The sequence below is a fragment of the Blautia sp. AF32-4BH genome (assembly GCF_003460565.1).
Taxonomy (GTDB): Bacteria; Bacillota; Clostridia; order Lachnospirales; family Lachnospiraceae; genus Fusicatenibacter; species Fusicatenibacter saccharivorans.
The window spans coordinates 220,214-243,303 of the sequence record NZ_QTVL01000002.1; the positions used below are offsets into that span (position 1 = coordinate 220,214).

Consider the following 23,090-nt stretch of genomic DNA (forward strand, 5'->3'; position numbering starts at 1 on the left):
CCAAGTGACCTGCATCTTACTCATTTGTAAGGCTGAAAAAGTTCAATGTGAAGGTAGTTCCAACATTGAGTGTGCTGGTTACAGAAATAGTTCCCCCATGTGCCTCCACAATAGATTTAGCCAGCGGTAAGCCCAATCCTATCCCATGCACATCTGACGAAAAGCGGCTGCGGTAAAAGCGTTTGAAAATGTTGTATAAGTCCTCTTGGTGGATACCTTTGCCATCGTCTGTAATGACGATCTGAGTCAACAGGGGTGATTGTGTCCATTGCACCGAAATGTGACCGCCCGGTTGTGTGTGTTCCAAAGCATTTTTGACGATATTTCCAATCGCCTCCGACATCCATAGTGCATCGCAATTAAGAGAAATATCATCCTTACCCGAAAGGGTGATCTCTTTGTGATCCTGTTCTGCCCATGTTTCAAATCGTTCCAAAACATCTTGCATGAGAGCGGAAACATTTTCTTCTGCTTTTTCCATCTGTATAATTCCCGCATCCAGGCGCGCCAGTTTGAGCAGTGTATAAATAACGTTCTCCATTCGCTTAATCTCTCGTTGAGATTTTTCCGAAAAGTTCGCCACCGTTTCGGCTTCTCCTTTATGACTGCTTATGATTTCATGGTACATTTTCAAAGCAGATAGCGGCGTTTTAATCTGATGTGATACATCCGAAATGATGTCCTGTAAGAACTCCTTTGTCTGCTTCTGGCTCTCTGCATGGGCGGAGAGAATAGTCGCCATTTCATTGACATCATGGAAAAGGCTATACCAATCACCGGTTTGGGAACATTCAATTCTGGACATAGAATTGCCATCCAAAAATTCTCGAATCTTACTTCCCGCATCATCAATAGCTCTATGCTGGCGTCGCAGATAAAACAGCAGAACCAGATATACCATACCGAACAGAAACAACAGCAGCAAGAGTAGATACAGCATCGTCTGATTTCGATATTCCCGAACAGTTGGCAATAGCTGCATAGATGTTGCTTCACTGTATCCAATAGAGGCCAGCGCTTCTTTGCCTCGTTCTATATCGCTTTCGTTGGGGTGAGCAGTAAAAGCTGAAATCTGCAATTTATCCTCATGGTTCAGCTGGTAGCCGGAAACACCATAGTCATGGAGCAACATCTCATGTTGGAAGTCCTTTGCAAGTAAAAACGAAAGTCCTGCGGCAAGTAGAAATGAAATAAGGCAGATGACGGTGATTGCCAACAGTAGATTCTTTGTTTCTTTCCCTAATTTGCCCATACCTTGTCCTCACTCAACGACCCATTTATAGCCGATACCTCGTTCCGTCAGCAAGTATTTAGGCTGATTGGGTGTGTCCTCAATTTTGTTTCTCAGCCGCCGGATATACACAGACAAGGTATTGTCATCCACAAAGTTTCCGTTGCCATCCCACATCCTATCCAGGATCATTTCTCGCGGCATAAGGTGATTAGGATTTTGCATGAACAAACATAGTAATTTGTATTCCACCAGCGGGAGGTCAAGCGGTTCATCATTTTTCCAAACGAGCCGTTCCGCCGTATCTACACGAATACCATTGGCTTCCAAAAAGGTATCTGCTTTGGAAAACTGCAAGGAACGGCGCAGGATTGCCTTAATTCTGGATAGAAGTTCATTCAGCTTGAACGGTTTGGTGATATAATCGTCGGCACCCATATCAAGTCCTCGGACAATGCTGATTTCCTGATCCGAAGCTGTCAAAAATATAATGGGAACGGTTGAGCTGTTCCGTACCGCTTTGCAAACATCGAAGCCTGTGCCATCTGGGAGCGTAACATCCAGCAAAAGTAAATCATAGGTGTTCTTTCGGAATAGGGCCAAAGCCTCCTTTACAGTTTTGGCATTGTCCACCATATATCCACTTGCTTCCAAAGTATATTGCAATCCATCAATCAGGCTCAAATCATCTTCAACATAAAGTATCTTTTGCATTTTTTTGCTCCTTTCCTTGCTTCGTTCTCATATCCACAGGCTTTTCCGCGTCTTTCGGAATCAGCCAAATTGTAGCCACCTTCACAGCACCGGGAATACGGCCACCGGCGCAATAATAGTTTATCTGCCGAATTGAAACTCCCCATTTTTCACTTGCTTCTTTTAGGGTCATATAGTCCATCTCTGCACCTCCTGCAATACATTCCATTATATTTCTATTGCTCGAAGAATACAAGCCTGCAACCATGTTGCAAAAAAGAAAAATCAGTATAATCGTACCGAAAAAACCGGAATGATAAGGTTATTCCTCAAATCAAACCGGAACGATACAATATTATTGAGGTGAACGATTATGCCGATTGATGATTTAACTGCTTTAGGGCAAAAAATGCGGGAAGCCAGAAAGAAAAAAGACCTGACACAACAGGAGCTTGCGGATCTGAGCCATGTTTCTGTAAAGCAAATCGCCAATATCGAAAAGGGGAAAATGAATCCTTCTTATTTGATTTTGAGAGCATTGGCAAAGGTCCTGCACATCTCTTTAGATACGCTTATAAATCCAGATATTTCTCTGGAAGATGAAGGTGTCAATCAGATGAAAATGCTTTATTCCAGCTGTCCGCCAGAAATGCGTGACACCCTGTTGCATCACACCCAAGAAACGGTGAAAGAACTGACAGAGTTGTCCGAGATATTTGAAATGAATTGAGCCAGTGAGTGAAATTTAACGATTCTCTCACTGGTTCTTTTCAATTTCGGAGAAAAGAGGCAAGCAATGCCTGTGTTAATACACACAGGCCCGCAGAGGAGAAAATCCCTTTGTGATTTTCCTCTCTGCTTGCTTGTTGAGGGCAGCGCCCCCAAGCCCCTTTGAACACAGAATTTCATTCTGTGGCTGCGCGTTCTGCGAACGCTTTTGACCAGGACCAGCTTACCGCTGGCCGTGGTCTTTTTCTTTTTCAACATCCTGTTCTACCTCCATTTTCAGCACCCGATCTACATTGGCCTTTGCCGTTAAAAGCTCCCGCATTTCCTCACGGGAATGCCGATACTCGGCATAGGTCTTTTTCTTTTCTTCCAGCAATTTCGCGTACTCTGTCTGCAACTCTTTGACCTTGGGCAGCTTCTTGACGCCCATCTCATCAAAGGCATTCTTAGCAGCCTGATGGAGCAGAATTTCTTCCTCATGTTCCTCCCGGAATTTCTTAGAGTATCCCGCCTTACGATATGCCACATAGACCTCACGGGTCTTGGCATAATTTACGATGTGAGTACGCAGAACAGCAATCTCCGCCATGCGCTTTTCAGCCGCTTTGATCTGCGCCGAAAGATCATTGTGATGTGCCGTGGCAGCCGTAGCCTTTTCTTCCAAAACCGTATACTCCAGCAGATTGTTCTCTGACAGGTAATTCATGGTTTGCGCCATTTGTTTCAGATTAAAAACTTTAGCCCATCGAGCATAGCCAGCACCTTTTCCAGCCTGCAATTTTGCCTGAATGTCCACCAGCAGATTGACCTTCGGCGGCTCTGCCTGTGTGACTGTTTTCTTTCGCGGGGTATGTGCTTTCTTTCCTAAGAGAACTGCCCGCAAATCTTCCAATCCATATCCTTCGCCCAGGCTGTCCATACGGGCGGCTTTCTCCCAACCGGGGAGCTTCAAGCGATATGATTTCCCTCGTTTTGATACCTCACAGCCGGATTCTTGCAGTAGCTTCAGAAGTTCCTCAAAATCAGCAGGGCTTTGTGATAATGCGTTGTCAATCGCCACACGAAGCAGCTCTCGGTGAGAGGGCTTTGCCTGATCTCCCAGCCACTTGTTATAGCTTTTTCCGTGAGGTTTCGGATTCTCTACAATGGACAGTCCGTTTTCAATGCAGATTGTATCACTTAACCGGCGAACCGCCTTGGTGCTGCCCCAAAAGTTTCGGAATTTCCGGTCATATTCTAAGCTGACCGATGACCAGATAATGTGATTATGAATGTGCGACTTGTCTATGTGAGTGCAGACCACAAAGGCATGATTGCCTTTAGTAAAACGCTTTGCAAATTCTACGCCCAGCCGGTTTGCTTCTTCCGGGGTAATCTCACCAGGGCGGAAGGACTGGCGCACATGATAGGCGATCACATCATCTGCGCCGCGCACCCGTCCGGTAGCGGCAATGTACTGCCGCTTTGCCAGAAGGAACTCCGCATCCGCAGTCCGGCTGTCACACGCATAGCCGGTAATGAGCTTGCCGTTATCTGTTTTCTGTGGATTTGCTACATAGTCGATGATGTCACTGATCGCCCGACTTTCTGTGCGGCCCTTGCCAACATGAAGCGGCATGATTCTTGTAGTTGCCATAAAAAACCCTCCTCTCAAAAATATTTTCTCTGAACTCTTTGTGCCTATCGTTGAAATAAACTCTCCTTATGGGTATAATATAAAGAAACTACCAATACCTCAAAGGAGGGATTTTATGATAGAACAGCTAATTGCTGAAGCAACCGAATGTGATTTCAAAGTTGCACTTGAAATAAAGAAACCAAAAAGCTGGTTAAAAAGTGTCAGTTCCTTTTCTAATGGAATCGGCGGAACTCTGTTTTTCGGAATCTCTGATGACCGGAAACCTATTGGCTTGTCCGATGTTCAAAAGGATGCTGAAGCGATCAGCCGCTTAATTAAAGAACGAATCACACCATTACCTCAGTTTATCTTAAAACCATTACAGGAAGATGGTAAAAATCTATTAGCTCTGGAGGTTTCTCCCGGCCGCAGCACCCCATATTATTACAAGGCAGACGGAGTGATGGAAGCATATATCCGTGTTGGAAATGAAAGCGTAATTGCCCCGGATTACATTGTAAATGAACTGATCTTAAAGGGAACCAATCAGTCCTTTGACACCTTAACAACAGAAGCTGTGAAAAAGGATTACAGCTTCACACTCCTGGAGGCAACCTATCTGGAACGAACCGGCCTCCGCTTTGAGCCATCCGATTATGTTTCCTTCGGTTTGGCTGACAAAAATGGGGTCTTGACCAATGCCGGAAAGCTCATGACCGATCAGCACACAGTTTATAACTCCCGTATGTTCTGTACCCGGTGGAATGGCTTGGAAAAAGGCTCTATCTTTGATGATGCACTGGACGATAAAGAATACGAAGGGAATCTGATTTATCTACTGAAAAGCGGCAGTGAATTTATTCGCAATAATTCCAAAGTCCGTTTTGTCAAAGAGGCACAGTATCGTGTAGACAAGCCAGATTATGCTGAACGAGCTGTGACAGAGGCTCTTGTTAATGCGCTTATCCATCGTGATTATATTGTACTTGGCAGCGAAATCCATATTGATATGTTTGATGATCGGGTGGAAATCACATCTCCGGGCGGTATGTTTGGCGGCGGCTCAATTCAGGAATACGATATTTACAGTATCCGTTCGATGCGACGAAACCCTGTGATTGCTGACCTGTTCCACCGCATGAAGTACATGGAACGCCGTGGAAGTGGCCTACGCAAAATCGTCAGTGAAACCGAAAAGCTGCCTGGATACACAGAGGCATATAAGCCCGAATTTTCCTCAACAGCGACAGATTTCAGAGTCATCTTGAAAAATGTAAACTACAACTTAGAGGGTGACGCCCACCAAGTTATCCACCAAGTTACCCACCAAGTTATTGAACTATCAACGGTATCCAAACAGATTTTGACTTTTTGCACAACACCAAAATCCAAGAAAGAGCTTGCAGTATTTTGCGGCTTCAAAGATTTAAGAAACTTCACTTTGAAACATATCAATCCGCTTTTAGAATCCGGGCAATTAGAAATGACTATTCCCGATAAACCTAAAAGTCGCAATCAAAAATATATTACAGTTCGTTCCGAATAAACAGAGAAGCAGGGCATTGGGTCTCATCTCCCATTGTCCTGCTTCTTTTTCATTCCAAATTATATTCACATCATTTACCCATACACCCAATCCTGTATCGCAAATTTCAAACTCTGCACCTTTCCCAGTAGCCAGATCGCAGCCAGCGGCAGCCCCATCGGGCTAATCAAAAATGCCATAACCAGCAAAATCACACCATTCTGCGGGGAATAGGTAATCAGCACAGCCACGCCAAGCAGAGCAATTACCGTGCTTAGTAGACCAAGCACCAGACCGGATATGTAGATCAGCCCCGTGCAGAGCCAGACAAAAAGCGTCAACACCAAAACGACCGGTGCAGTTACGATCATCAGCAGACATTTCAAAATCTTCATTCCTGTTCCTCCTTCCAACGCTCCAGATGCCGTTTGCACAGGGCATCCGCTTCTCTCTCATCATCTTCCGTCACTTCCCGTTTTCCTTTGGTCAGTTCAATCTCCAGATAAGTCCGGTAATCATCGGCTAAGAGGTCGAACAGTTCCTTGGGAGTATGGCACACCTCGCCAGAGCAATAGTGAAAATCTTGGTCAAATTCAACTCTTACACATCCATGGCGGCTGATATAAACTTCTATGGTCTCGTCTGCGGTCAGGTAATCCGCAAAAATCTCCAGCACCTTTTCAAAGGTCAGCATCTGTTTTCACTCCTTTGCTACGCTTCTTATTCTACTCATATTATCCGGTACGGACAGGCAAAAGACAAGGATACAGACAAAAAGAAAAAGCGGAGGAAGGTGCGGCGAAGAAACGCCGTTCCTCCCTCCGCAAATGGAGTATCTATCCCTGTTATGAAAGTTTGGAGAGTTGGGTAAGGATTTCCTTCACACCCTCCCACAGTTGTTCCTGCCGCTGGGATATATCCTCCAAGTCAGCATTATAAACCCGCCCGGTCTCATGCACTTTGCGGGTCAGCTGGTTCAAGTTGTTGCTGCTTCGGCGCATCAGGGAGACCAACTCCTTCAGCTCTGGCAGTTCCAGCTTGACCACATAACCATCCAGCGCCATTTTCCGCAGATAAGCGCTCAAATTCTCTGTCCCGTATTGCTGCATCTTTTGATGGATCAGTTCCAGTTCTTCTGCGGACACCCAAAACAAAACCGGCACATCCCGCTTGCGCTTTGCCATGGTTATCGCTCCGGCTCCCGTTTTTTCGGGGCGGCAGACTTATGGGCGGGCAGCTCCTGTTTGAGCTTATCCCGCACTGAGTGACGGGACGGTTCCAGTTTTTCTCTCTGGGTACGGCTGCGCTGCTGTTCTTCACGCACCAGATCAATAAAACCATCCAGCACAGCAGGGTGGCTGTTTAAGGCATAACCACAACGGACGGTTTCGGGATTATCGTTGGGAATGGTCTTGGCCCATTCTTTGTTGCGTCGGGAGTAACGCCCATCCCAGTCCTGAAGCTGGACCGTGTTAGACAGAACCATGGACACACGCTCCATGCCATAGGTCTCGATCACACCCTTTGCCGCATCGTGGCTGAGATACATTCCGTCGAAGTGCTCCCGCACCGCCGCTTCAATAGACTCCTTGCATTGGCGATTTACATTGTTGGAAGCTCGGTACTGCTCCAGCTCCCCATGTTCTCTCGCATAGGCAGCTGAATGGGGATAGATCGGTGTTGTTCGCAGTTCCTCTTTAGCTCTGCACACATCGTCGGCACGGTTCTCAATGCTGTCCCGGATCACATCCATGTGACCGGTCTCCAGCTTTTCAAAGTAGCGGTACACATCCGCCAGCGGCAAAGAAGATTCCAAAAGTGCCTGAGCCTGGGTGTCGGTCAACTCCAGTTCCTCTATTGCCATCACGATGTCCTCGCGGATGGTGTACTCATAGGCATGGTTTAAGACTTCTTCCGGGGGCTGGCTTTTCAGCCAGTCCCGGAACTTGTCCTGTTCGGCAGCCATCTTTTCATAAAGAGCTGTATTCAGATCGTTAGTATTCATGTTATCGCACCTCCTCATGCTGTTTTGGTTTCTTGTCTGTACTGCGGGGTTGCACCGGGCGTTTTAGGTTATCCAGCACCGAAGTCCGTGTGCTTTTGGCAACAACAGACTCGGTGTGTGCCTGCCCCTTTCCGTCGATGTTGAGCAGGGTATCCAACTCCACTAGACGGGCGTTTTTGCTTGTCAGTTCTTCTTCATAAAGGAATGGCTTTCCGACTTCCTCCTTTGCGGCAGCCTGCTGCTGATAGAGGTTATCCAGCTGTGCCTTTGCCGCCTCCAGACGCTGGGGCATCTGAGTGAGGGCATTGTCGATACGGGTAAGATTTCCGCGAGGGTCTGTACCAAGGGTTGCCCTGTGGGTCATCTGTCCTTTCAGCAGGAGCGTATATTCCTGTTTCCAAGCGAAAAATTCCACGGACATGGCATAACCCCGGTAGCTGCCGATCTGCACCGGATCGGAGGTTTTGACCTCCTTGCAGGCATCCAAAAGGGCTGCACCGGCGTTCTCCTTATCGGTCAGCAGGTCTCCACGAATCTCCATACCGGCAAAACCGTCCTCCGGGTGCGGGTGTGCTGCCAAAACCTCCAGGTCAGATTCAAAGCCCTTGATAAAGCCTTTGTGCTTTTCAATCTCCTCCGGGAAGTATTTGAGCAGCTGGTCCTCCAGACGATATTGCTTGCTCTGGTGGTCGGCTTTCATCAGCTTCAGGCGGGATACCTCCACATCCAAATCCATACGCTCCTTGATGCGGGGATCTCCGGCACACAGAGCCTTGATCTCGGCAAAACTGAGGGCTGTTTCATCCACATCATCGCAGGAACGCACCGGCGATTTAGAAGTCATAATCTGGGAAATGAATTTCTGCTTATTCTCCACCGTCTGCCAGAGGTATGCATCAAAGGTTCCTTCTGTCACATAGCGGTACACATGGACAAGAGGATTCTTGTTACCCTGACGCTCGATACGACCCTTGCGCTGGGCAAGGTCTCCCGGTCTCCACGGACAGTCCAGGTCATGAAGTGCCACCAGACGGTCCTGCACATTGGTGCCTGCGCCCATCTTGGCGGTGCTGCCTAAGAGGACACGAACCTGACCGGTACGGACTTTAGAGAACAGCTCCTTTTTCCGCACTTCGGTATTGGCTTCATGGATAAAAGCGATCTGGTCGGCAGGCATCCCCTGGGCAATAAGTTTCTGACGAATATCGTCATATACCGTAAAGGCCGGCTCCTGCTCCGGCAGAGGCACAGCGCCTTCCAATGCGTGAAGCAGTGGATTATCCAGCGTTTTCGCCGCCTTGCTTGCAGGAGCTTTTGCCTGCGGTGTAGAAATGTCGCAGAACACCAGCTGGGTCAGCTTGTCAGCTTTGCCGTCCCGCCAGATCTGCATGATGTTGTCCACACACTGATTGACCTTTGTGCCAGGTTCGTCCGGCAGCATCTGGTTGACGATTCTCTGGTCAAGCCCCAGCTTACGGCCATCCGAGGTAATCTTGAGCATGTTATCCTGGGACGGGTCAACAGTTCCACTGTGTACCAGCGATGCACGCTCCGAAAGAGCTTTGACCATTTCCTGCTGATGTTCGGTAGGCTGCGCCACGATGTTGTGGTACTCCACTTCCGGGGTAGGGAGATTTAACTGATCGGCAGTCTTGATGTCGGCCACTTCTTTGAACAGGTTCATCAGCTCCGGCAGATTAAAGAACTTGCTGAATCTCGTTCTTGCCCGGTAGCCGGTGCCTTCCGGTGCCAGCTCCAATGCTGTGACGGTCTCCCCAAATCGGGAAGCCCAGCAGTCGAAGTGGGTCATGTTCAGCTCTTGCAGGCGTTCATATTGAAGATAACGCTGCATGGTGTAAAGCTCGGTCATGGAGTTGCTGACCGGTGTGCCGGTGGCAAAGATCACGCCACGGTTTCCGGTGATCTCATCCATATAGCGGCACTTGGCAAACATATCGGAGGATTTCTGCGCGTCCGATGTGGAAAGACCAGCCACATTCCGCATTTTTGTGTATAAAAACAATGACGATAGGTAATCCTTTGAACGTGATGTGCGGCGAAGCCGCACATTCGTTTCCTCCGGATTTTCCCCCGTCTCACGCCGGGCGTGCACCTTTCAGCGCACCCGGCCTACCATCAGATTGACTTACTTTCTACTGATTTCATTGCATCTGTACCCTCACGAATACAGCGCACTTGTAAATTTCACTTTTTGAGTTTTTCACGATATTTCTTGATTTTGCGTACCGCCTTGGCATCCAACTCTGGCGGTATAGGACTGTTGTGTACCATGCGGTGACACGGTATACATAGCCATGCTAAATTTGGAACTTTGTTGATTCTTTCAATCGGAAGTCGTGGATTTACATGATGACAATGTTTCGGAATCAGTTCAGAGAAATATCTACCACAGCATTTGCATTTTCCCTTATCTCGGTTGTAGGCATATTCCCGATTCATAAAATACTCGAAATTGGCTTTCCATCCCTTGCCGCTAGCGTAGATGGATAAGGCTATATCTTCGGGTGTATTGATGGAGGGGCGGTCACAGGGCAACGGTTTATGCTTGGTACGATAATTTACATACCGCCTGCGTCCATCCTCCGTATAAGGGGTCATTTTCTGGTCAAATGGTTTGCTTTCATAACGACTGTGTGTAATAAACGCATAGGTTATTCCGAACCATTTCCCATCAATTTGAATTGCGAAGGTTTTACTGTCATAACCTTCGTGCCGATGTGGCAGATTACTTAATTCCTTTAACGGCACCTGCATTTGGTTGTACTGCTTGGGAAACAGGTTTTTCCATACTGCCAACGCCGTATTATTCACTCTACGGTCAATGGCATGGTAGGCATGAGAACAGATAGAGGGTTGCAAATACTGTGCCAGTCCCATAATCACGGAGTTCACATACTGGATTTGAGCCGCCTGCGTGTTGGATTGCGTGTATAATCCAATTTTCCTAACTTCTTTTTGCAAGGTATGGATTTTCTTCGTCAATCGTTCCATATCAGGGAATGGCTTTCCTACCAGATTATCTGACCATGTGGCTGGGTCTGGTGTTTTCCTCTTTCGTTCTGCCTTGACTATGTAACCGAGGAAATGAATACCATTCTTTCTCAAATCGGTTACATAGGTCTTTTCCTGTGACAGTTCCAACTTCATGCGATGCTTAAAATACTTTGTCAGTTCATGCTTCATACGGAACGCTTCCTGTTCCGTAGAGGTCAGGATCACCCAATCATCCGCATAGCGAAAATTGTATTTCGGGGTGATTCCAGACCATTTCAGCCTTCGGGTATCGTTGCATTTGTGCTTGCATTGACGGTGCGGCTCCATATAGCAGCGCCCCACATACCAGTCAAAGTCATTGAGATACACATTGGACAGCAACGGAGATAATATACCGCCCTGTGGTGTTCCCATTTCTGTTGCATGGTATAAGTCCTGATCGATATATCCGGCTTTTAGCATTTGGCTGATGATTTTCAGAACCCTCTTATCGTGGATTCCGATTCGCCATAGCTTTTTCAGCAACAATCTATGATTGATGTTGTCAAAACAGCCCTTTATATCTCCCTCGACTGCCCATACCGGCTGGTCTTTGGATTTCACACTTGCATTGATGACATTGACAATATCCCGGATAGCGTGCTTCTGCGCCCGGTAAGGACGGAAACCATAGCTGTGCGGATAGAATCTCGCTTCGCATATCGGTTCCAGAATCAGTCGCATACATTCCTGTATAATCCTATCCAATACAGTGGGAATACCCAGAGGTCGCTTTTTGCCGTTTGCCTTTTCGATATACTTCCGTTTGGCTGGCTTCGGCTTGTAATTGGAGATATTTGATTGAATCAACTGAAATAGTTCTTCTTTTGGCATTTGCAGATACTTGTCCATTTTCATCCTGTCCACACCGGCAGTTTTGCTGCCCTTGTTGGACTTGATGTTATGAACAGCGGTTACAATAGTCACTTCGCTGACCATTGCTTCCAACAGTCCCGTGAATGAAACGCCTTGCCCCGATTTTTCATAGAGCAGGTCTTGAAACTGTTTCAATTCTTTTTCTGTTGAAAATCTGACGCTTAAATGCACAAGGTTTTCACCTCGCAGTTCGCCACCCGTCTTTCAGGGAGTTATTTGGATTTTCTTTCGTGAAATTTACAAATCAATCTGACTCGTGCCCTTCGCCGTGGGGCATTTCAGCCCCGTGTAATTGGCATTACCCAATTGCAGACTACTATGGCACGGCTGACTTCCTGTATTCTTCATTGTGCTGTAATACTCCAAATACAGGCTCTCAAACGTTCCCAAATCTCTATCCTTGTGGTCAATAGACCGTTGAAACCCTTAGGCCGCTACCTTACACCGGGAGAACCTAACCACACTTTGAATCACAGTTGTTGTGTGGTTCCGCATGAATATTTCATTTCATGGGGCATATACGGAAAAACCAGCCGTATCTGCTTTCTCCAATCTTCATCCTTTCGGATGCCAAGCACTCTTACGATGCTGCATAGCTTTCACTACTGGATAGCCATAGGTTTCGGAAGCCCGCACCATTATTATCCATGCCTTTCGGTTTAGGTTTTCAGGTTACGACTTCACCACGCTTTGTACCCTGTCTATTTACAGATAGACAACGCACAGTGGAGTATTAGCTCTCGTACTGCCTGCGGTTTGACAGACCGCTGAGGGATTTCTCCTTTCCGGCATTGATTCTGTACGGCAGAGGAATTTCGCCTCTGAATTTGAGATTTGAGTTCTCTACGATATTTTCTTGATATATCAAGTGCTATCGCATGGTGCTTTTCGTCATAGCTGTCTGCTACGACTTATGCACAACGTTTCGCACGGTTCTTGTAGTTGTGGGCCTCGTCCACAAACAGCCGGTCCACACCCAGCTGCTCAAAAGTTACCACATCATCTTTTCGCCCCTCGGCTTGCAGCTTTTCCAGTCTGGCTTCCAGAGACTTTCTGGTACGCTCCAGCTGCTTGACGGTAAAACGCTCGCCGCCGCTGGCCTGCACCTCTGCGATGCCCTCGGTGATCTCGTCGATCTGCTCATAGAGAAGCCGTTCCTGACGCTCCCGGCTGACGGGGATACGCTCAAACTGACTGTGTCCCATGATGATGGCGTCGTAGTCACCGGTCGCAATACGGGCGCAGAACTTCTTGCGGTTATGGGTCTCAAAGTCCTTTTTGGTTGTGACTAAGATGTTGGCAGAAGGATAGAGGCGCAGAAACTCCGATGCCCACTGCTCAGTCAGATGGTTGGGAACCACAAAGAGAGATTTCTGGCACAAGCCCAGGCGTTTGGCTTCCATCGCAGCGGCCACCATCTCAAAGGTTTTGCCTGCGCCTACTTCGTGTGCCAGCAGGGTATTTCCGCCATACAGCACATGGGCGATGGCGCTTTTCTGGTGTTCCCGCAGGGTAATGGCCGGGTTCATGCCGCCAAAAGTGATATGGCTGCCATCATACTCGCGGGGACGGGTAGAGTTCATTTCCTCGTTATACTGGCGCACCAAAGTCTGGCGTCGCTCCGGGTCTCTCCAGATCCAGTCCCTAAAGGCTTCCCGGATAGCCTGCTGTTTTTGGGCAGCCAGAGTGGTCTCCTTGGCGTTTAGTACGCGGCGCTCTTTTCCGTCTGCGTCCTCTATGGTGTCATAGATACGGACATCCCGCAGGTTCAGGCTGTCCTCCAAAATCTTATAAGCATTGGCGCGGCTGGTTCCATAGGTAGTGTAAGCTGCCACATCGTTGTAGGATACAGAAGATTTCCCCTTGATCTGCCATTCAGCAGTGAAGGAGGAATAGTTGACCTCAATGCTGCGCTGGAGATAAAACGGGGTGTTGAAGGTCTCGTACATAAACTGCTGGATGTACTCCTTGTCAATCCAGGTAGCGCCCAGACGCACCTCGATTTCCGACGCATCCAGGTCTTTGGGCTGGGCGGCGGTAAGGGCTTCCACATTGACTGCAAAAGAAAGGTTCTGCTGTGCCGCCCTCTGTGCCTGACGCAGTTTGCGGCGTACATTGCCGGAAAGGTATTCATCAGCAGTCACATAATGGGGTGTGCCGTCTTTCTCCAACTGTCCCGGTACACGGAAGATCACGCCTTGCAGCTCTCCGGCCAGTTCTTCTTTTGTTTTTCCGGTAAGCCGACTCATATAGCTCATATCTACGCAGGCTTTTTCCGAGATGGACACCGCCAGTGCTTCGCTTGCCGTATCCACAGTAGCCACTGCCTGATGGGGCTTGATGGTCCGTTTGGTGAACATATCCGCCTTGCGCTCCAGCTTTCCGTCCTCGTCGATGACTTCCAGCGCACAGAGCAGGTAATAGGAAGAATCATCTGCATAGGCCAGTCGGTTTGCACGGTCATTGATAAGGCCATATTTTGCAGAAAAGCTGTCATAGAGGCTGTTCAGTTCCGCCTGCTTTTGGGTAATGGTGCTGTCTGGAACCGCTGCATCCATCTGAAGGTCGATCAGTTCCTGCACACAATCACGCAGTCCCACAAGACCTTTTACACGGGCTTCGGCGGTGGCGTTGAGGTCAGGGCGCACCATGCGGCTGTTTTCCCGATAGTACACCTGCCCGTCTACAATGGCATAGGAATAGTTCTTCACATTTGGGTCGGCAGGAATGGAGGTGTCAATGGCTTCGCCTTCGCCCAGCTCCGGCAGCTCTGCCTCCTGATAAGTGCCATGAATGTACTTCACAGCATCATGCAGCTGATCGGAAAGCTCCAGTCCCTCGATAGGGTTCACGGTGTAATCCATACCATGAGCAGTGCTTACCGGCTCCTGTCTGCCCAGCACCATTTCCGGGTGGTCGATAAAATACCGGTTGATGGCAAACCCATCCTCCGTTTGTCCGGTCTGCGTCCACTCTGGTGCAATGTCCAGCGGACGGTCCCGCTTTTGGAGAAAGATGATGTCCGATACAACCTCGGCACCGGCATTCTTTTTGAACGCGTCATTAGGCAGACGGATCGCTCCCAGTAGCTCGGCACGCTGGGCAAGATAGCGGCGCACGGTGGAATCCTTGGCATCCATGGTATAGCGGGAGGTCACAAAAGCTACCACACCGCCGGGACGCACCTGATTCAATGCTTTGGCGAAAAAGTAATTATGAATGTTGAAATTCAGCTTGTTGTAGGCTTTGTCATTGACCTGATACTGACCAAAAGGCACATTGCCGATGGCAAGGTCAAAGAAGTCCCGCCTGTCAGTGGTCTCAAAGCCGCCTACTGTGATGTCCGCCTTGGGATAGAGCTGCTTTGCGATGCGCCCGGAAACCGGGTCCAGCTCCACACCGTATAGACGGCTGTTTCTCATTTCCTCCGGCAGCATACCGAAGAAGTTGCCCACACCCATAGATGGCTCCAAAATATTTCCGGTCTCAAAGCCCATGCGCCCCACCGCTTCATAGATTGCCTGAATAACCGTAGGGCTAGTGTAATGGGCATTGAGGGTAGAGCTTCTGGCGGCGGCATATTCCTCCGGGGTCAGCAACTCTTTCAGCTGGGCATACTCGGAAACCCATGCCGGTTTTTCCGGGTCAAAGGCATCTGAAAGACCGCCCCAGCCCACATAACGGGAAAGAATCTCCTGTTGTTCGGGGCTTGCCTGCTGTCCGGCAGATTCCAGCTCTTTCAGCAAACGAATGGCATTAACATTTGCCTGGAACTTGGCTTTTGGACCGCCTTCACCCAAATGCTCATCGGTAATGCGGAAGTTCTGTGCATTGCGGCGCAGGTTAGCCTTGTATTCCTCATAGGAGGCTTCCTCGGCAGCTTTGGCATTGGGGAAGGTCTGCCACTGGCCGTTGACCTGAATGGAAACCGGGTGTTCATCCAGCACTTCCTCAAAGGTTTTCTCCGGCTCTGTTACAGGGGCTGGCGGCTCCGGCTCCTCAATATGCAACCGTTCCACCACCACATCATAAGGTAGATGGTTCTTATCGCCCGGATAGACGGCCATGGTCTCGGAATGGAAGGTCGGGGATTCGGTAGCCGGTTGGGGCTGTTCCTGTCCAAAGCCGTCCTGCTGACGGGCATACATCCCGCGCAGCAAAGGCGCAACCTCATCCCAGCGGAAATACAGCACAGCCAGACGCTTTTCCTCTGCGTCCAGGACTTCCAGCTCCATGCCCTGTGCCGTGGTACGGTAATCGGCAATATCGCCGGTCTCCAGATTCAGGGTCTCAATCTCATGAGGGTAGGCTCTGCTCAGCCAGTAGGCGATCTCACTGTTGCTCCTGCCAGATTGCAGTAGCGTGGAAAGCTGCTGTTTATCCGCTTCATCCATCAGTCCATGGGCCAATACATCCCGCAGGTCTTGATCTGCCTTGTCCGGGTCAATGGGAAGAAACTCGGTATAGTAAGCATTGCGGCGGTCTGCCCGAAGCAGCTGCTCGAACTGTTCTTTGCGCTCTGCCCGATAGATGGGATATACCATGCCGGTAGGCAGAAGCTGCACGGTGTCCTCCCGCAGCTCGGTGATCTGATAGGCGTCATCCTCGATATACACGGTATCGCCCACGGCATAAACCGGGGCGGCAGGATCATAGGAGGTTCTTTGCGGAGTCGGGCGGCGAACTGCATCATATTCCTCATCAGAAATGGAAACCTCGGAAGTCTGTTCTGTCTCGGCAGCTGCGATCTGCTCGGCATCCGACATCACCTGTTGGATAAACGGGTCATTGTCCAGTTTTTCCGGGTCTGCCACCTGTCCGTTGACGATCCCTCTTTCCTCCAGGGCTTCCCGGATGGCGATAGGGTCGATATTGTCAAAACGATCCTGTTCTTCTTCGGTATAGAACCGGTCCTCCTGAATCAGCTGGGCAAGCCTGCGCTGTACCTTCGGCCAGGGCAGCTGTGTTTCCTCCGGGCTTCCGGCACGGACAACGAACGGGCTGTTGCTGCCACCGTATTCCTGAGCCAGCCATGCAGCGGTATCCTTCTCTCTTGCATGGTCTTTCATATAGCGGACGACAGCGTGTTTACTCTCGATATTGCCGTTCCATGCACAAAGGGCAGTATCAATATCTTCCTGAGAAAGAGGGCGCAGAAGCTCATGGAGCTTTGGATAGGTTTCGTCGATCACTTCCCGGTGCAGGCGCTGGCGGAACTCCGGCACATCCGAATAAAGGCGGATCAGCTCCATATCCTTAGAGCCAAGAACCGCACGGCGCACAGCGGCATTGCCCTCGATGACAGCATTTTCACGGTCGGAATGACCGCAGGCATTTCGATATGCCACATCCTCAGATATGGCGGCAGTCACCACAGGCTTATACTGCTCAAACTGCTCCCGAAGGGTAGGCTTTGGCGTTTCTTCCTCTATCTCCGGCTGCTGGGCTTGAATGGCATCTTCTTCTGCCAGATCCTTTTCAGCCTGGATCTTGTCATACTGCGCTTGTTCCTGTTCGGTAAGATAGCGACCTTTCTTGACAAGTGAGGTAATGCGCTTGGAAACCTTTTCCCAGTTCAAGTGAACATCCGGGCAGTCCTGCTTTTTATAGTGCAGTCCTTTCCCATCGTGATCTTCGCCGCTGTGTGTTGCGCCGGACAGGGCATGAGAGCGTCCGCCAATGCCATACTCGTCTTTAAGGAATCTCACTTTTTCCTTATCCGTATGGTTTTCCATGAAGAACGCATAGATACGGCCTTTTCCTCCGGCGAAACTGCTTCCGCCGGTCATGGCGGCGTCGATCTCATCCTCGGTAATAAAGTGCTGGACGGTTGGCACTTGGGAAAGCTCTGAAGAAAAGGTCCTGCGTGGCAGGTCAAGGTCCTTCAGGTTCTCCCAGATCTCCCTCGGTCTATGATAGTGAAAACGCAACAGGTCACGGTCCTGCTGATAGGCAGTCCAGAAGGCAGCGTATTCTTCCTTGAGGGTCTGGCGGAAAGCCGGTTCACTCAGCTTCTCCGTCAGACGGCGGGTCTCCTCTGGGAATCCATTGCCTTTGATCTCTGACAGGCAGGACAAATATCCGGCTTTTCTGGCGTCCTCACTGAGATCGTGATACAGATGCCAGAGCTTTTCCGAGAGGAGGGATCGTTCATAGCCTGCCGCTTCTGCAAGCTCCACATTGGAGGCAAACTGACCACTTTCCAAAAGCTCCCCGATACGCTCTGCGGCGCGCTCCCAAGAAATGACCTGGGCAGACCTGTCATAACGGACAGACTTCCCGTGGGAAAGATGGATACCATCCTCGGCATACCATGCACTCACACTGCCAAGGCCGTTGCCACCGTGGTACAGCGTTTTCAGTATCTCGGCAATCTCAGCGGTGGTTTTCTGCTTTTCAAAGGCTGCAACCACACGCTCCCTCTGACGGTCTGTATTGCCTCCCAAACGCAGCACATGGTCAATGTCATTTTGGGCAAAAGAAAAAGCAGAGGATGTATGTGCTACATTCTCTGCTTCATCTATGGATTGGATCTGTTCCGCTTCGGAGAGGAACAGGTTTAGAGTCAGCTGTTGATAAGCTCCGCCATCAGAATCTCCTCTGCCTGAGCTTTGCAGGTGTTCATCAGCCCCACCCACTTCATGGGATCGCTGGCTTTCAGTTCCTCGGTGGCTCCCGCTTCCTTCGCCAGCTGGGGCATCATCTGCTCCAGTCTGTTCTGGGCGGTCTCGTCGATCTCCAGAAGGTGCTGGTACAGCTTCTCGCTCAGCAGCATCTGGTTGTAGAGGATGGGACGATGTTCCTTCAGGTAGGTTTTCCTCATCCTGCCGTACTTGCCCAGGGGTTTCTCCGGCTGCTGGCTCAGCTTCAGGTCGGGAATCAGATAGTCTCCGTTCTGGATATAGGTCATGGGATTGTTCATCTTGTTTGCTCCTTTCTTGGTTGGCTTCGCGCTCTGCATTTCGGACGCTAACGCCGATCTGCCTCAGCACCTGCTGGTTGATCTGGCTGACCGCTGTTCCCAGCGCCCCGATGGTGGACGGGGTATTGAAATCAAAGATTGCCATGAAATCTTCGTGGTCGAAGTAGCGTTCCGGCTCCAGTCCGCAGCGGGACATCAAAGCGTAAGTGATGCTGACGGTGGCTGCTGCCTTGAACTGTACTCCGATGTTAAACTCATCATATTCCTCCAAAAAGGAACCGTCAACGATATAGAAGAAGTCCTGCTGATGCTCCGTCCAGTATTCCTCAGCCAGTTTTCCGGCTACCTCCGTGAGCTGTCCGGCAAGGTCATCACCGGAAACATCATAGGTGCGCTCAAGCATGGCCTGCACCGAATCCAAATGGCGCTCCTCCAGCTGCCACAGCCAGGGAGTGCGGGAATGTTCACGGGTTCCGGTGTCGGAAATATCAAAAACATAGCGCAGGCGGGGTCTGTCCCCGGAATCGTCCACCAGAGCGATTCCCTTGGAGCCACGCCTTACATACCGGCCCATCTTTTCATTCCACAAATCGTACTCTGCACAGGCGGTAGCGTCCGGGCGCTGGGCGTAGATCATCAGCTGCTCATGGAACGGGTACTTGTAAAGTCGGGCTGCCGTAGTAAGGAACCCTGCCCATTCCTGCCAGCTTCCAGTGAGTTGCGTTGCCACTTTCTCCGCCATCTGTGCATATAGTTCAGCTTTGGTTGGCATAGTATTCTGTCCTCCTTTCAGTTTTGGGGTAAAAAGGCGGGGTTGCAGATCGCCACCCCATCCCTGCGGTTATGTTGTTTACTGGTCAAAATCCGGGTACAGCTCCAGTTCGGCAAACTTCTCATCGGTCATCGCACAGAGCTTCGTAAGAGCGCTGTCGGTCAACTCTTTCAGCTCCGTTTCCTCCGGCGAAAGCTCGCCGCGCATCTCACGCAGACTGTCAATCAGCCCGGTGCGGCTGCCGGTATTGTAAATGCACATCAGGTTCATTTCCTCAAAAGTAAAGTTGCCCATATCAAATCTCCCTTTCCGCACTCTTTTTGGGTGCTGTCTTTTTGTGTTCTGTCTTGGGCTGGCCTTTCAGCTGCTCCATGACGGACTTTTTCTTTTCCCGTTCCTCCCGATGGGTGGCGGCTGCCAACTCCATCAGGGAAATGGGCTGACCGCTTCGGGCCTGCTGTTCCAGCTCTGCCACCGTAGGTTCTTTTGCGCCATTGTTGATGATACCGTCGATCATGCCGTAATCGTCCTCTAGCATCATTTCCGCATTTTTCAGCGGGTTTTCTGGCAGGAATCCGGGGATCTGGGTAAAACCAACACTGTCACAGTAATGACAGGATACCTTACCGTCCTGTCTGATCGCAACGATGTCGCTGACGCTCATGGAGGGACTGTGAAAGTCCACGGGCTTTTCCAGATTGAATTGCTGATAGAGTTTTTCCAGCTGCTCCGGCACAGTGCCAGACTCCCTCAGAGGAGCTGTGTAAATGAGGTCATAATTGCTGCGGTCTATGGAAATGTTATGGGACTTTAACCAGTCCAGATTCATAAAGCGCACATTCTGCGGATCGTCACGACTTACCTGATAGATGGCAAAGCAATCTCTGTTCTGGGAGAGAAATGCCTGTTCGCGTTCCTGCTGATGTTCCTGACGCTCCATGACCTTTTCGTGGAACTGAGGGCTTTTCTCCCATTCCTCATGGTCCACACCGAAAAGACCGCCATGATCCATGATTTCCTGCGGGTCAAACACCATGCTCTCCGTATTGTCCTCATGCAGCACATAGACGGTCAAACCGGCGGCATCCAGTTCCAACGCCCGTTCTCTGGTAACAGGGAGCATCCCATCATAGGAGTAGCCGTATTCCTGCATATCCTGTGTGGATACCTGCTCATCTGGCATGGGGTATTCATCCAGTGCCTGCTCCTGCGCTTCCGGCAGCTGGGCAGAAGCGGTCATCTGACTTGCCTCTGCTTGCATCTGCTCATAAGCAGCTTCCTGCAAGGTCTCAACCATAGACAAGGGAGCGCGTCTGAGCAAAGTGCTGTCCAGATCGTTATCATCACAAATCTGGAGAACTGCCTTCATGCAGGAAAGCTCCGGCATATCCAGCTGACCACCATCCAGCTCTTTCATGGACGCAGCATCGTAAAGAGTGTAGTCCCATCCGCTGTCACAAGGTTGGATATGAAAATAGGTAGTATCGTTGATCAGAAACAAAGCCTCCTGCTGGTTGGCATCCGCCCCCAGTACCTCCATTTCCGACATGGCCGCAGCCAGTTCCTTTACCGCTTTCTGTACCAGCGGATTGTCACGGTAATAGTCGATTGCCTGAATAGTGTCCAGGTCAATGGTCTGCCCGGTCAAAATTGGAAACGGTCCTTCATAGTCGCTTCCGTCTTTCAGCTCAAAGCCAATGCCCTTGATCCCGTTCATTCGCTCTGCCGGAATTTCCTGATAGATGCGGACCGCCTCCTCCAAAGACAGGTTATCGTGATATTCTCCAAGGTTTGAAAACTCCATGCACTCTGCCACATAGTAAGTCAGATTGCCGGTTGGCTGCTCTATCGGGGCGGTTTCCGGCTCTGCCTTTGCATGGGGATCAATCCCACGCTCTTTACATATTTCCTTATAGTGGCGCTCAATGTCAGAGATCAAAGTGCCGGAGGTCTTATTGATGGTCTCCAAACTGGCTCTCAGCTCTTTCAGCTCCTTGCCCTGACTCCAGCTTGCAATATAGCCGAAGCTGTTTTCTCCGGTCTCGATGCCAAAATATTTGCAGACTGCATAGGAGATGCTTTCAGCCTCCACTTCCTCCGTGTGGCGGTCTTTCCTCTGTTCTTGCAAAAACTGGGTGAGGGTAGAAAAGCCGCCAACAAAATTCAGCCCTTCTTCCTCGGTCAGCATCAGGCGTCCATCTTCCGCCAGCTCCAGCGGCTCTGTCAGCAGAACGGAACCTGCATGGTTTACAACCACTTGTTCTTCTACACAGACCGGCTCTCCGGGGTCGTAGTCAGAACCGCGCAGGTCATAGCAATAAACGCCCTCCGGCAGATTATCACGGACAATCCGCCCATTGGAGAACAGACCGGGTTTATCAAACAGCTCGATCTCCTGATATTGCTCGTCATTGGCAATCTGAATCTTTTTCTGATTGTGGAGCTTGCTGTGGGCAATCTCGTGTACTGTGGCCGAAACCGTCTGCACCTCACTCATGCCCTGGCGAATGGCGATTTTCTGATGATCGGCAGAAAAATAGCCGTCCGTATCGGCGGCCATTGCTTCAAAAGTGATCGGCACCGGCGCACTGCGGCGCAGAGCCTCCATGAATGCCTCATAATTTGGCACATTGCCGGAAAGGGAGGAAGCAAGCTCAGGCAAAGGTTTCCCGTCGGTCTGGCTCACATCAAAGACCTTGACCGGGCGAAACATGGGGATCTCGATTTCTTTTTCCTCTGTGACGATCTTTCCGTCTTTATCCAAAATCGGAGCCTTGGTATCCGGGTCCAGTTTCTGCTCCTCGATTTTCTTCTTATATGGTGTGGGAGCAATGATGGTAATGCCATGCTCGCCCTTTTTTACATGACGCTCAAACTGGTCTTTCCACTTATTGTATCCGGCTACCAATGTAGCGTCCGGCTTCTGCATATAGATGAGCATGGTGTTGTTTACCGAATAGCGGTGGAAGCGGGACATGACGGACAGATAGCGCATATACTTTTCACTCTCAAACAGTTCCTTGATCCCCTGCTCGATGCCATCTGTGATTTCCCTTAGCCGCTCTCGGTTGGTGGGTTTGTTCTCAGCCATGATTTTCAATCTCCTTTCCAAATGTGTGATTTCTGCTGTGTGTTCTGCAATCCATGCCTTTTGTTCTTCTTCACTTTCATAAAAAAAAAGGTCCAACAGGTACTCTACATAGGTTTTCTTCTGGATTGCTTCCACAAAACGGGGGTGCGGTTCTTCCTCCGGTGTCCGGGGAGAATTGTCGGCCTCCCATTTTTTCAGCAGATAGTAGTAATCGGACAGTACGCGATAACACCGCTGCCGGTCCTCCCGAAACTTTTGTGCCTCTGTTTTCTGCCGGACATATCTCCTACGGGGAGGGGCCTGACTGTCATAGATCAGGCCAAAGTCCTGTGCCAGTTTCTCCGCCGCTTCTTTTGGGGAGAGGTCAAAGAGCTTTGCGGTAAAGTCGATCACATCCCCATCTTCACCGCAGCCAAAGCAGTGGAACCGCTGGTCTACCTTCATGCTGGGGTTCTTATCATCGTGAAAGGGACAGCAGGCCATGCCATTTCGTTTGACCTCGATCCCATAAAACGCTGCCGCATCTCTGGTGCTGACCGACTGCTTGACTGCTTCAAATACATTCTCTGTCATG

At 49.9% G+C, this 23,090-nt stretch carries 15 protein-coding genes and 2 pseudogenes; 3 read left to right on the top strand and 14 right to left on the bottom strand.

Annotation, left to right across the window (positions count from 1 at the left end):
- Positions 1–16: 16 nt before the first annotated feature.
- The 3 genes from DWZ44_RS03795 to DWZ44_RS03805 are packed head-to-tail and all read right to left on the bottom strand — an operon-like array spanning position 17 to position 2,126.
- Positions 17–1,252 (bottom strand): sensor histidine kinase, encoded by a 1,236-nt coding sequence (locus tag DWZ44_RS03795; RefSeq protein WP_117804246.1) that lies wholly within the window; start codon positions 1,250–1,252, stop codon positions 17–19.
- Between the two features lie 9 nt (positions 1,253–1,261).
- Entirely contained in the window at positions 1,262–1,945 is a 684-nt protein-coding gene (locus tag DWZ44_RS03800) for a response regulator transcription factor (protein ID WP_117500087.1), read from the bottom strand.
- Entirely contained in the window at positions 1,923–2,126 is a 204-nt protein-coding gene (locus tag DWZ44_RS03805) for a helix-turn-helix domain-containing protein (RefSeq protein ID WP_055066046.1), read from the bottom strand. Before DWZ44_RS03805 ends, DWZ44_RS03800 begins: the two co-directional genes overlap by 23 nt.
- Before the next feature lie 171 nt (positions 2,127–2,297).
- Between DWZ44_RS03805 and DWZ44_RS03810 the strand changes: the two genes are divergently transcribed.
- Complete coding sequence (locus DWZ44_RS03810; RefSeq protein WP_117500085.1) at positions 2,298–2,654, top strand: helix-turn-helix domain-containing protein; 357 nt, start codon at positions 2,298–2,300, stop codon at positions 2,652–2,654.
- A gap of 222 nt (positions 2,655–2,876) precedes the next feature.
- On the opposite strand, the gene DWZ44_RS03820 is transcribed toward DWZ44_RS03810, so the two are convergent.
- Complete coding sequence (locus tag DWZ44_RS03820) at positions 2,877–4,289, bottom strand: relaxase/mobilization nuclease domain-containing protein (protein WP_117500083.1); 1,413 nt, start codon at positions 4,287–4,289, stop codon at positions 2,877–2,879.
- Positions 4,290–4,404: 115 nt separating this feature from the next.
- Here DWZ44_RS03820 and DWZ44_RS03825 point away from each other — a divergent pair, with 115 nt between their 5' ends.
- The gene (locus DWZ44_RS03825; RefSeq protein WP_117804247.1) at positions 4,405–5,817 is read left to right on the top strand and encodes an ATP-binding protein; all 1,413 of its coding nucleotides are present in this window, start codon (positions 4,405–4,407) and stop codon (positions 5,815–5,817) included.
- Between the two features lie 74 nt (positions 5,818–5,891).
- Here the strand turns inward: DWZ44_RS03825 and DWZ44_RS03830 are convergent, their stop codons facing one another.
- From DWZ44_RS03830 to DWZ44_RS18605, 8 genes and pseudogenes are all read right to left on the bottom strand, one after another.
- Positions 5,892–6,191 carry a CD1845 family protein gene (locus DWZ44_RS03830; RefSeq protein WP_008817075.1) on the bottom strand — a complete coding sequence of 100 codons (300 nt, stop codon included), beginning with the start codon at positions 6,189–6,191 and terminating at the stop codon, positions 5,892–5,894.
- The gene (locus DWZ44_RS03835) at positions 6,188–6,490 is read right to left on the bottom strand and encodes a hypothetical protein (protein WP_007045794.1); all 303 of its coding nucleotides are present in this window, start codon (positions 6,488–6,490) and stop codon (positions 6,188–6,190) included. The genes DWZ44_RS03830 and DWZ44_RS03835 overlap by 4 nt, the downstream gene beginning before the upstream one ends.
- A 151-nt stretch (positions 6,491–6,641) precedes the next feature.
- The gene (locus DWZ44_RS03845; protein WP_003526263.1) at positions 6,642–6,980 is read right to left on the bottom strand and encodes a plasmid mobilization protein; all 339 of its coding nucleotides are present in this window, start codon (positions 6,978–6,980) and stop codon (positions 6,642–6,644) included.
- A gap of 2 nt (positions 6,981–6,982) precedes the next feature.
- Positions 6,983–7,801, bottom strand: coding sequence for a DUF3849 domain-containing protein (locus tag DWZ44_RS03850; protein ID WP_117500081.1), 819 nt, complete (start codon positions 7,799–7,801; stop codon positions 6,983–6,985).
- 1 nt (position 7,802) lies between these two features.
- Positions 7,803–9,827 (bottom strand): annotated as a pseudogene (locus DWZ44_RS03855) (helicase-related protein); the annotation flags it as partial.
- Positions 9,828–10,006: 179 nt separating this feature from the next.
- Entirely contained in the window at positions 10,007–11,866 is a 1,860-nt protein-coding gene (gene ltrA, locus DWZ44_RS03860; RefSeq protein ID WP_007045790.1) for a group II intron reverse transcriptase/maturase, read from the bottom strand.
- A 797-nt stretch (positions 11,867–12,663) separates the two neighbouring features.
- A pseudogene (locus DWZ44_RS03865) lies at positions 12,664–18,369 on the bottom strand (DEAD/DEAH box helicase family protein); the annotation flags it as partial.
- A complete protein-coding gene (locus DWZ44_RS18605) occupies positions 18,297–18,641 on the bottom strand; it encodes a TnpV protein (protein WP_349101367.1) in 345 nt (114 codons plus the stop codon). The pseudogene DWZ44_RS03865 and the gene DWZ44_RS18605, both read right to left, overlap by 73 nt.
- Between DWZ44_RS18605 and DWZ44_RS18610 the strand changes: the two genes are divergently transcribed.
- Complete coding sequence (locus tag DWZ44_RS18610) at positions 18,640–19,407, top strand: hypothetical protein (RefSeq protein WP_227567379.1); 768 nt, start codon at positions 18,640–18,642, stop codon at positions 19,405–19,407. The genes DWZ44_RS18605 and DWZ44_RS18610 overlap by 2 nt on opposite strands.
- Before the next feature lie 96 nt (positions 19,408–19,503).
- On the opposite strand, the gene DWZ44_RS03870 is transcribed toward DWZ44_RS18610, so the two are convergent.
- Positions 19,504–19,719 carry a transposon-transfer assisting family protein gene (locus DWZ44_RS03870; protein ID WP_117500161.1) on the bottom strand — a complete coding sequence of 72 codons (216 nt, stop codon included), beginning with the start codon at positions 19,717–19,719 and terminating at the stop codon, positions 19,504–19,506.
- Between the two features lies 1 nt (position 19,720).
- Entirely contained in the window at positions 19,721–23,089 is a 3,369-nt protein-coding gene (locus DWZ44_RS03875; RefSeq protein WP_117804248.1) for an LPD28 domain-containing protein, read from the bottom strand.
- Position 23,090 lies beyond the last annotated feature (1 nt).

Excerpts from the sequence above, each read along its gene's own strand:
- DWZ44_RS03795 (WP_117804246.1), bottom strand. The coding sequence starts at position 1,252 with ATGGGCAAATTAGGGAAAGAAACAAAGAATCTACTGTTGGCAATCACC.
- DWZ44_RS03800 (WP_117500087.1), bottom strand. The coding sequence starts at position 1,945 with ATGCAAAAGATACTTTATGTTGAAGATGATTTGAGCCTGATTGATGGA.
- DWZ44_RS03805 (WP_055066046.1), bottom strand. The coding sequence starts at position 2,126 with ATGGACTATATGACCCTAAAAGAAGCAAGTGAAAAATGGGGAGTTTCA.
- DWZ44_RS03810 (WP_117500085.1), top strand. The coding sequence starts at position 2,298 with ATGCCGATTGATGATTTAACTGCTTTAGGGCAAAAAATGCGGGAAGCC.
- DWZ44_RS03820 (WP_117500083.1), bottom strand. The coding sequence starts at position 4,289 with ATGGCAACTACAAGAATCATGCCGCTTCATGTTGGCAAGGGCCGCACA.
- DWZ44_RS03825 (WP_117804247.1), top strand. The coding sequence starts at position 4,405 with ATGATAGAACAGCTAATTGCTGAAGCAACCGAATGTGATTTCAAAGTT.
- DWZ44_RS03830 (WP_008817075.1), bottom strand. The coding sequence starts at position 6,191 with ATGAAGATTTTGAAATGTCTGCTGATGATCGTAACTGCACCGGTCGTT.
- DWZ44_RS03835 (WP_007045794.1), bottom strand. The coding sequence starts at position 6,490 with ATGCTGACCTTTGAAAAGGTGCTGGAGATTTTTGCGGATTACCTGACC.
- DWZ44_RS03845 (WP_003526263.1), bottom strand. The coding sequence starts at position 6,980 with ATGGCAAAGCGCAAGCGGGATGTGCCGGTTTTGTTTTGGGTGTCCGCA.
- DWZ44_RS03850 (WP_117500081.1), bottom strand. The coding sequence starts at position 7,801 with ATGAATACTAACGATCTGAATACAGCTCTTTATGAAAAGATGGCTGCC.
- DWZ44_RS18610 (WP_227567379.1), top strand. The coding sequence starts at position 18,640 with ATGGGATTGTTCATCTTGTTTGCTCCTTTCTTGGTTGGCTTCGCGCTC.
- DWZ44_RS18605 (WP_349101367.1), bottom strand. The coding sequence starts at position 18,641 with ATGACCTATATCCAGAACGGAGACTATCTGATTCCCGACCTGAAGCTG.
- DWZ44_RS03870 (WP_117500161.1), bottom strand. The coding sequence starts at position 19,719 with ATGGGCAACTTTACTTTTGAGGAAATGAACCTGATGTGCATTTACAAT.
- DWZ44_RS03875 (WP_117804248.1), bottom strand. The coding sequence starts at position 23,089 with ATGACAGAGAATGTATTTGAAGCAGTCAAGCAGTCGGTCAGCACCAGA.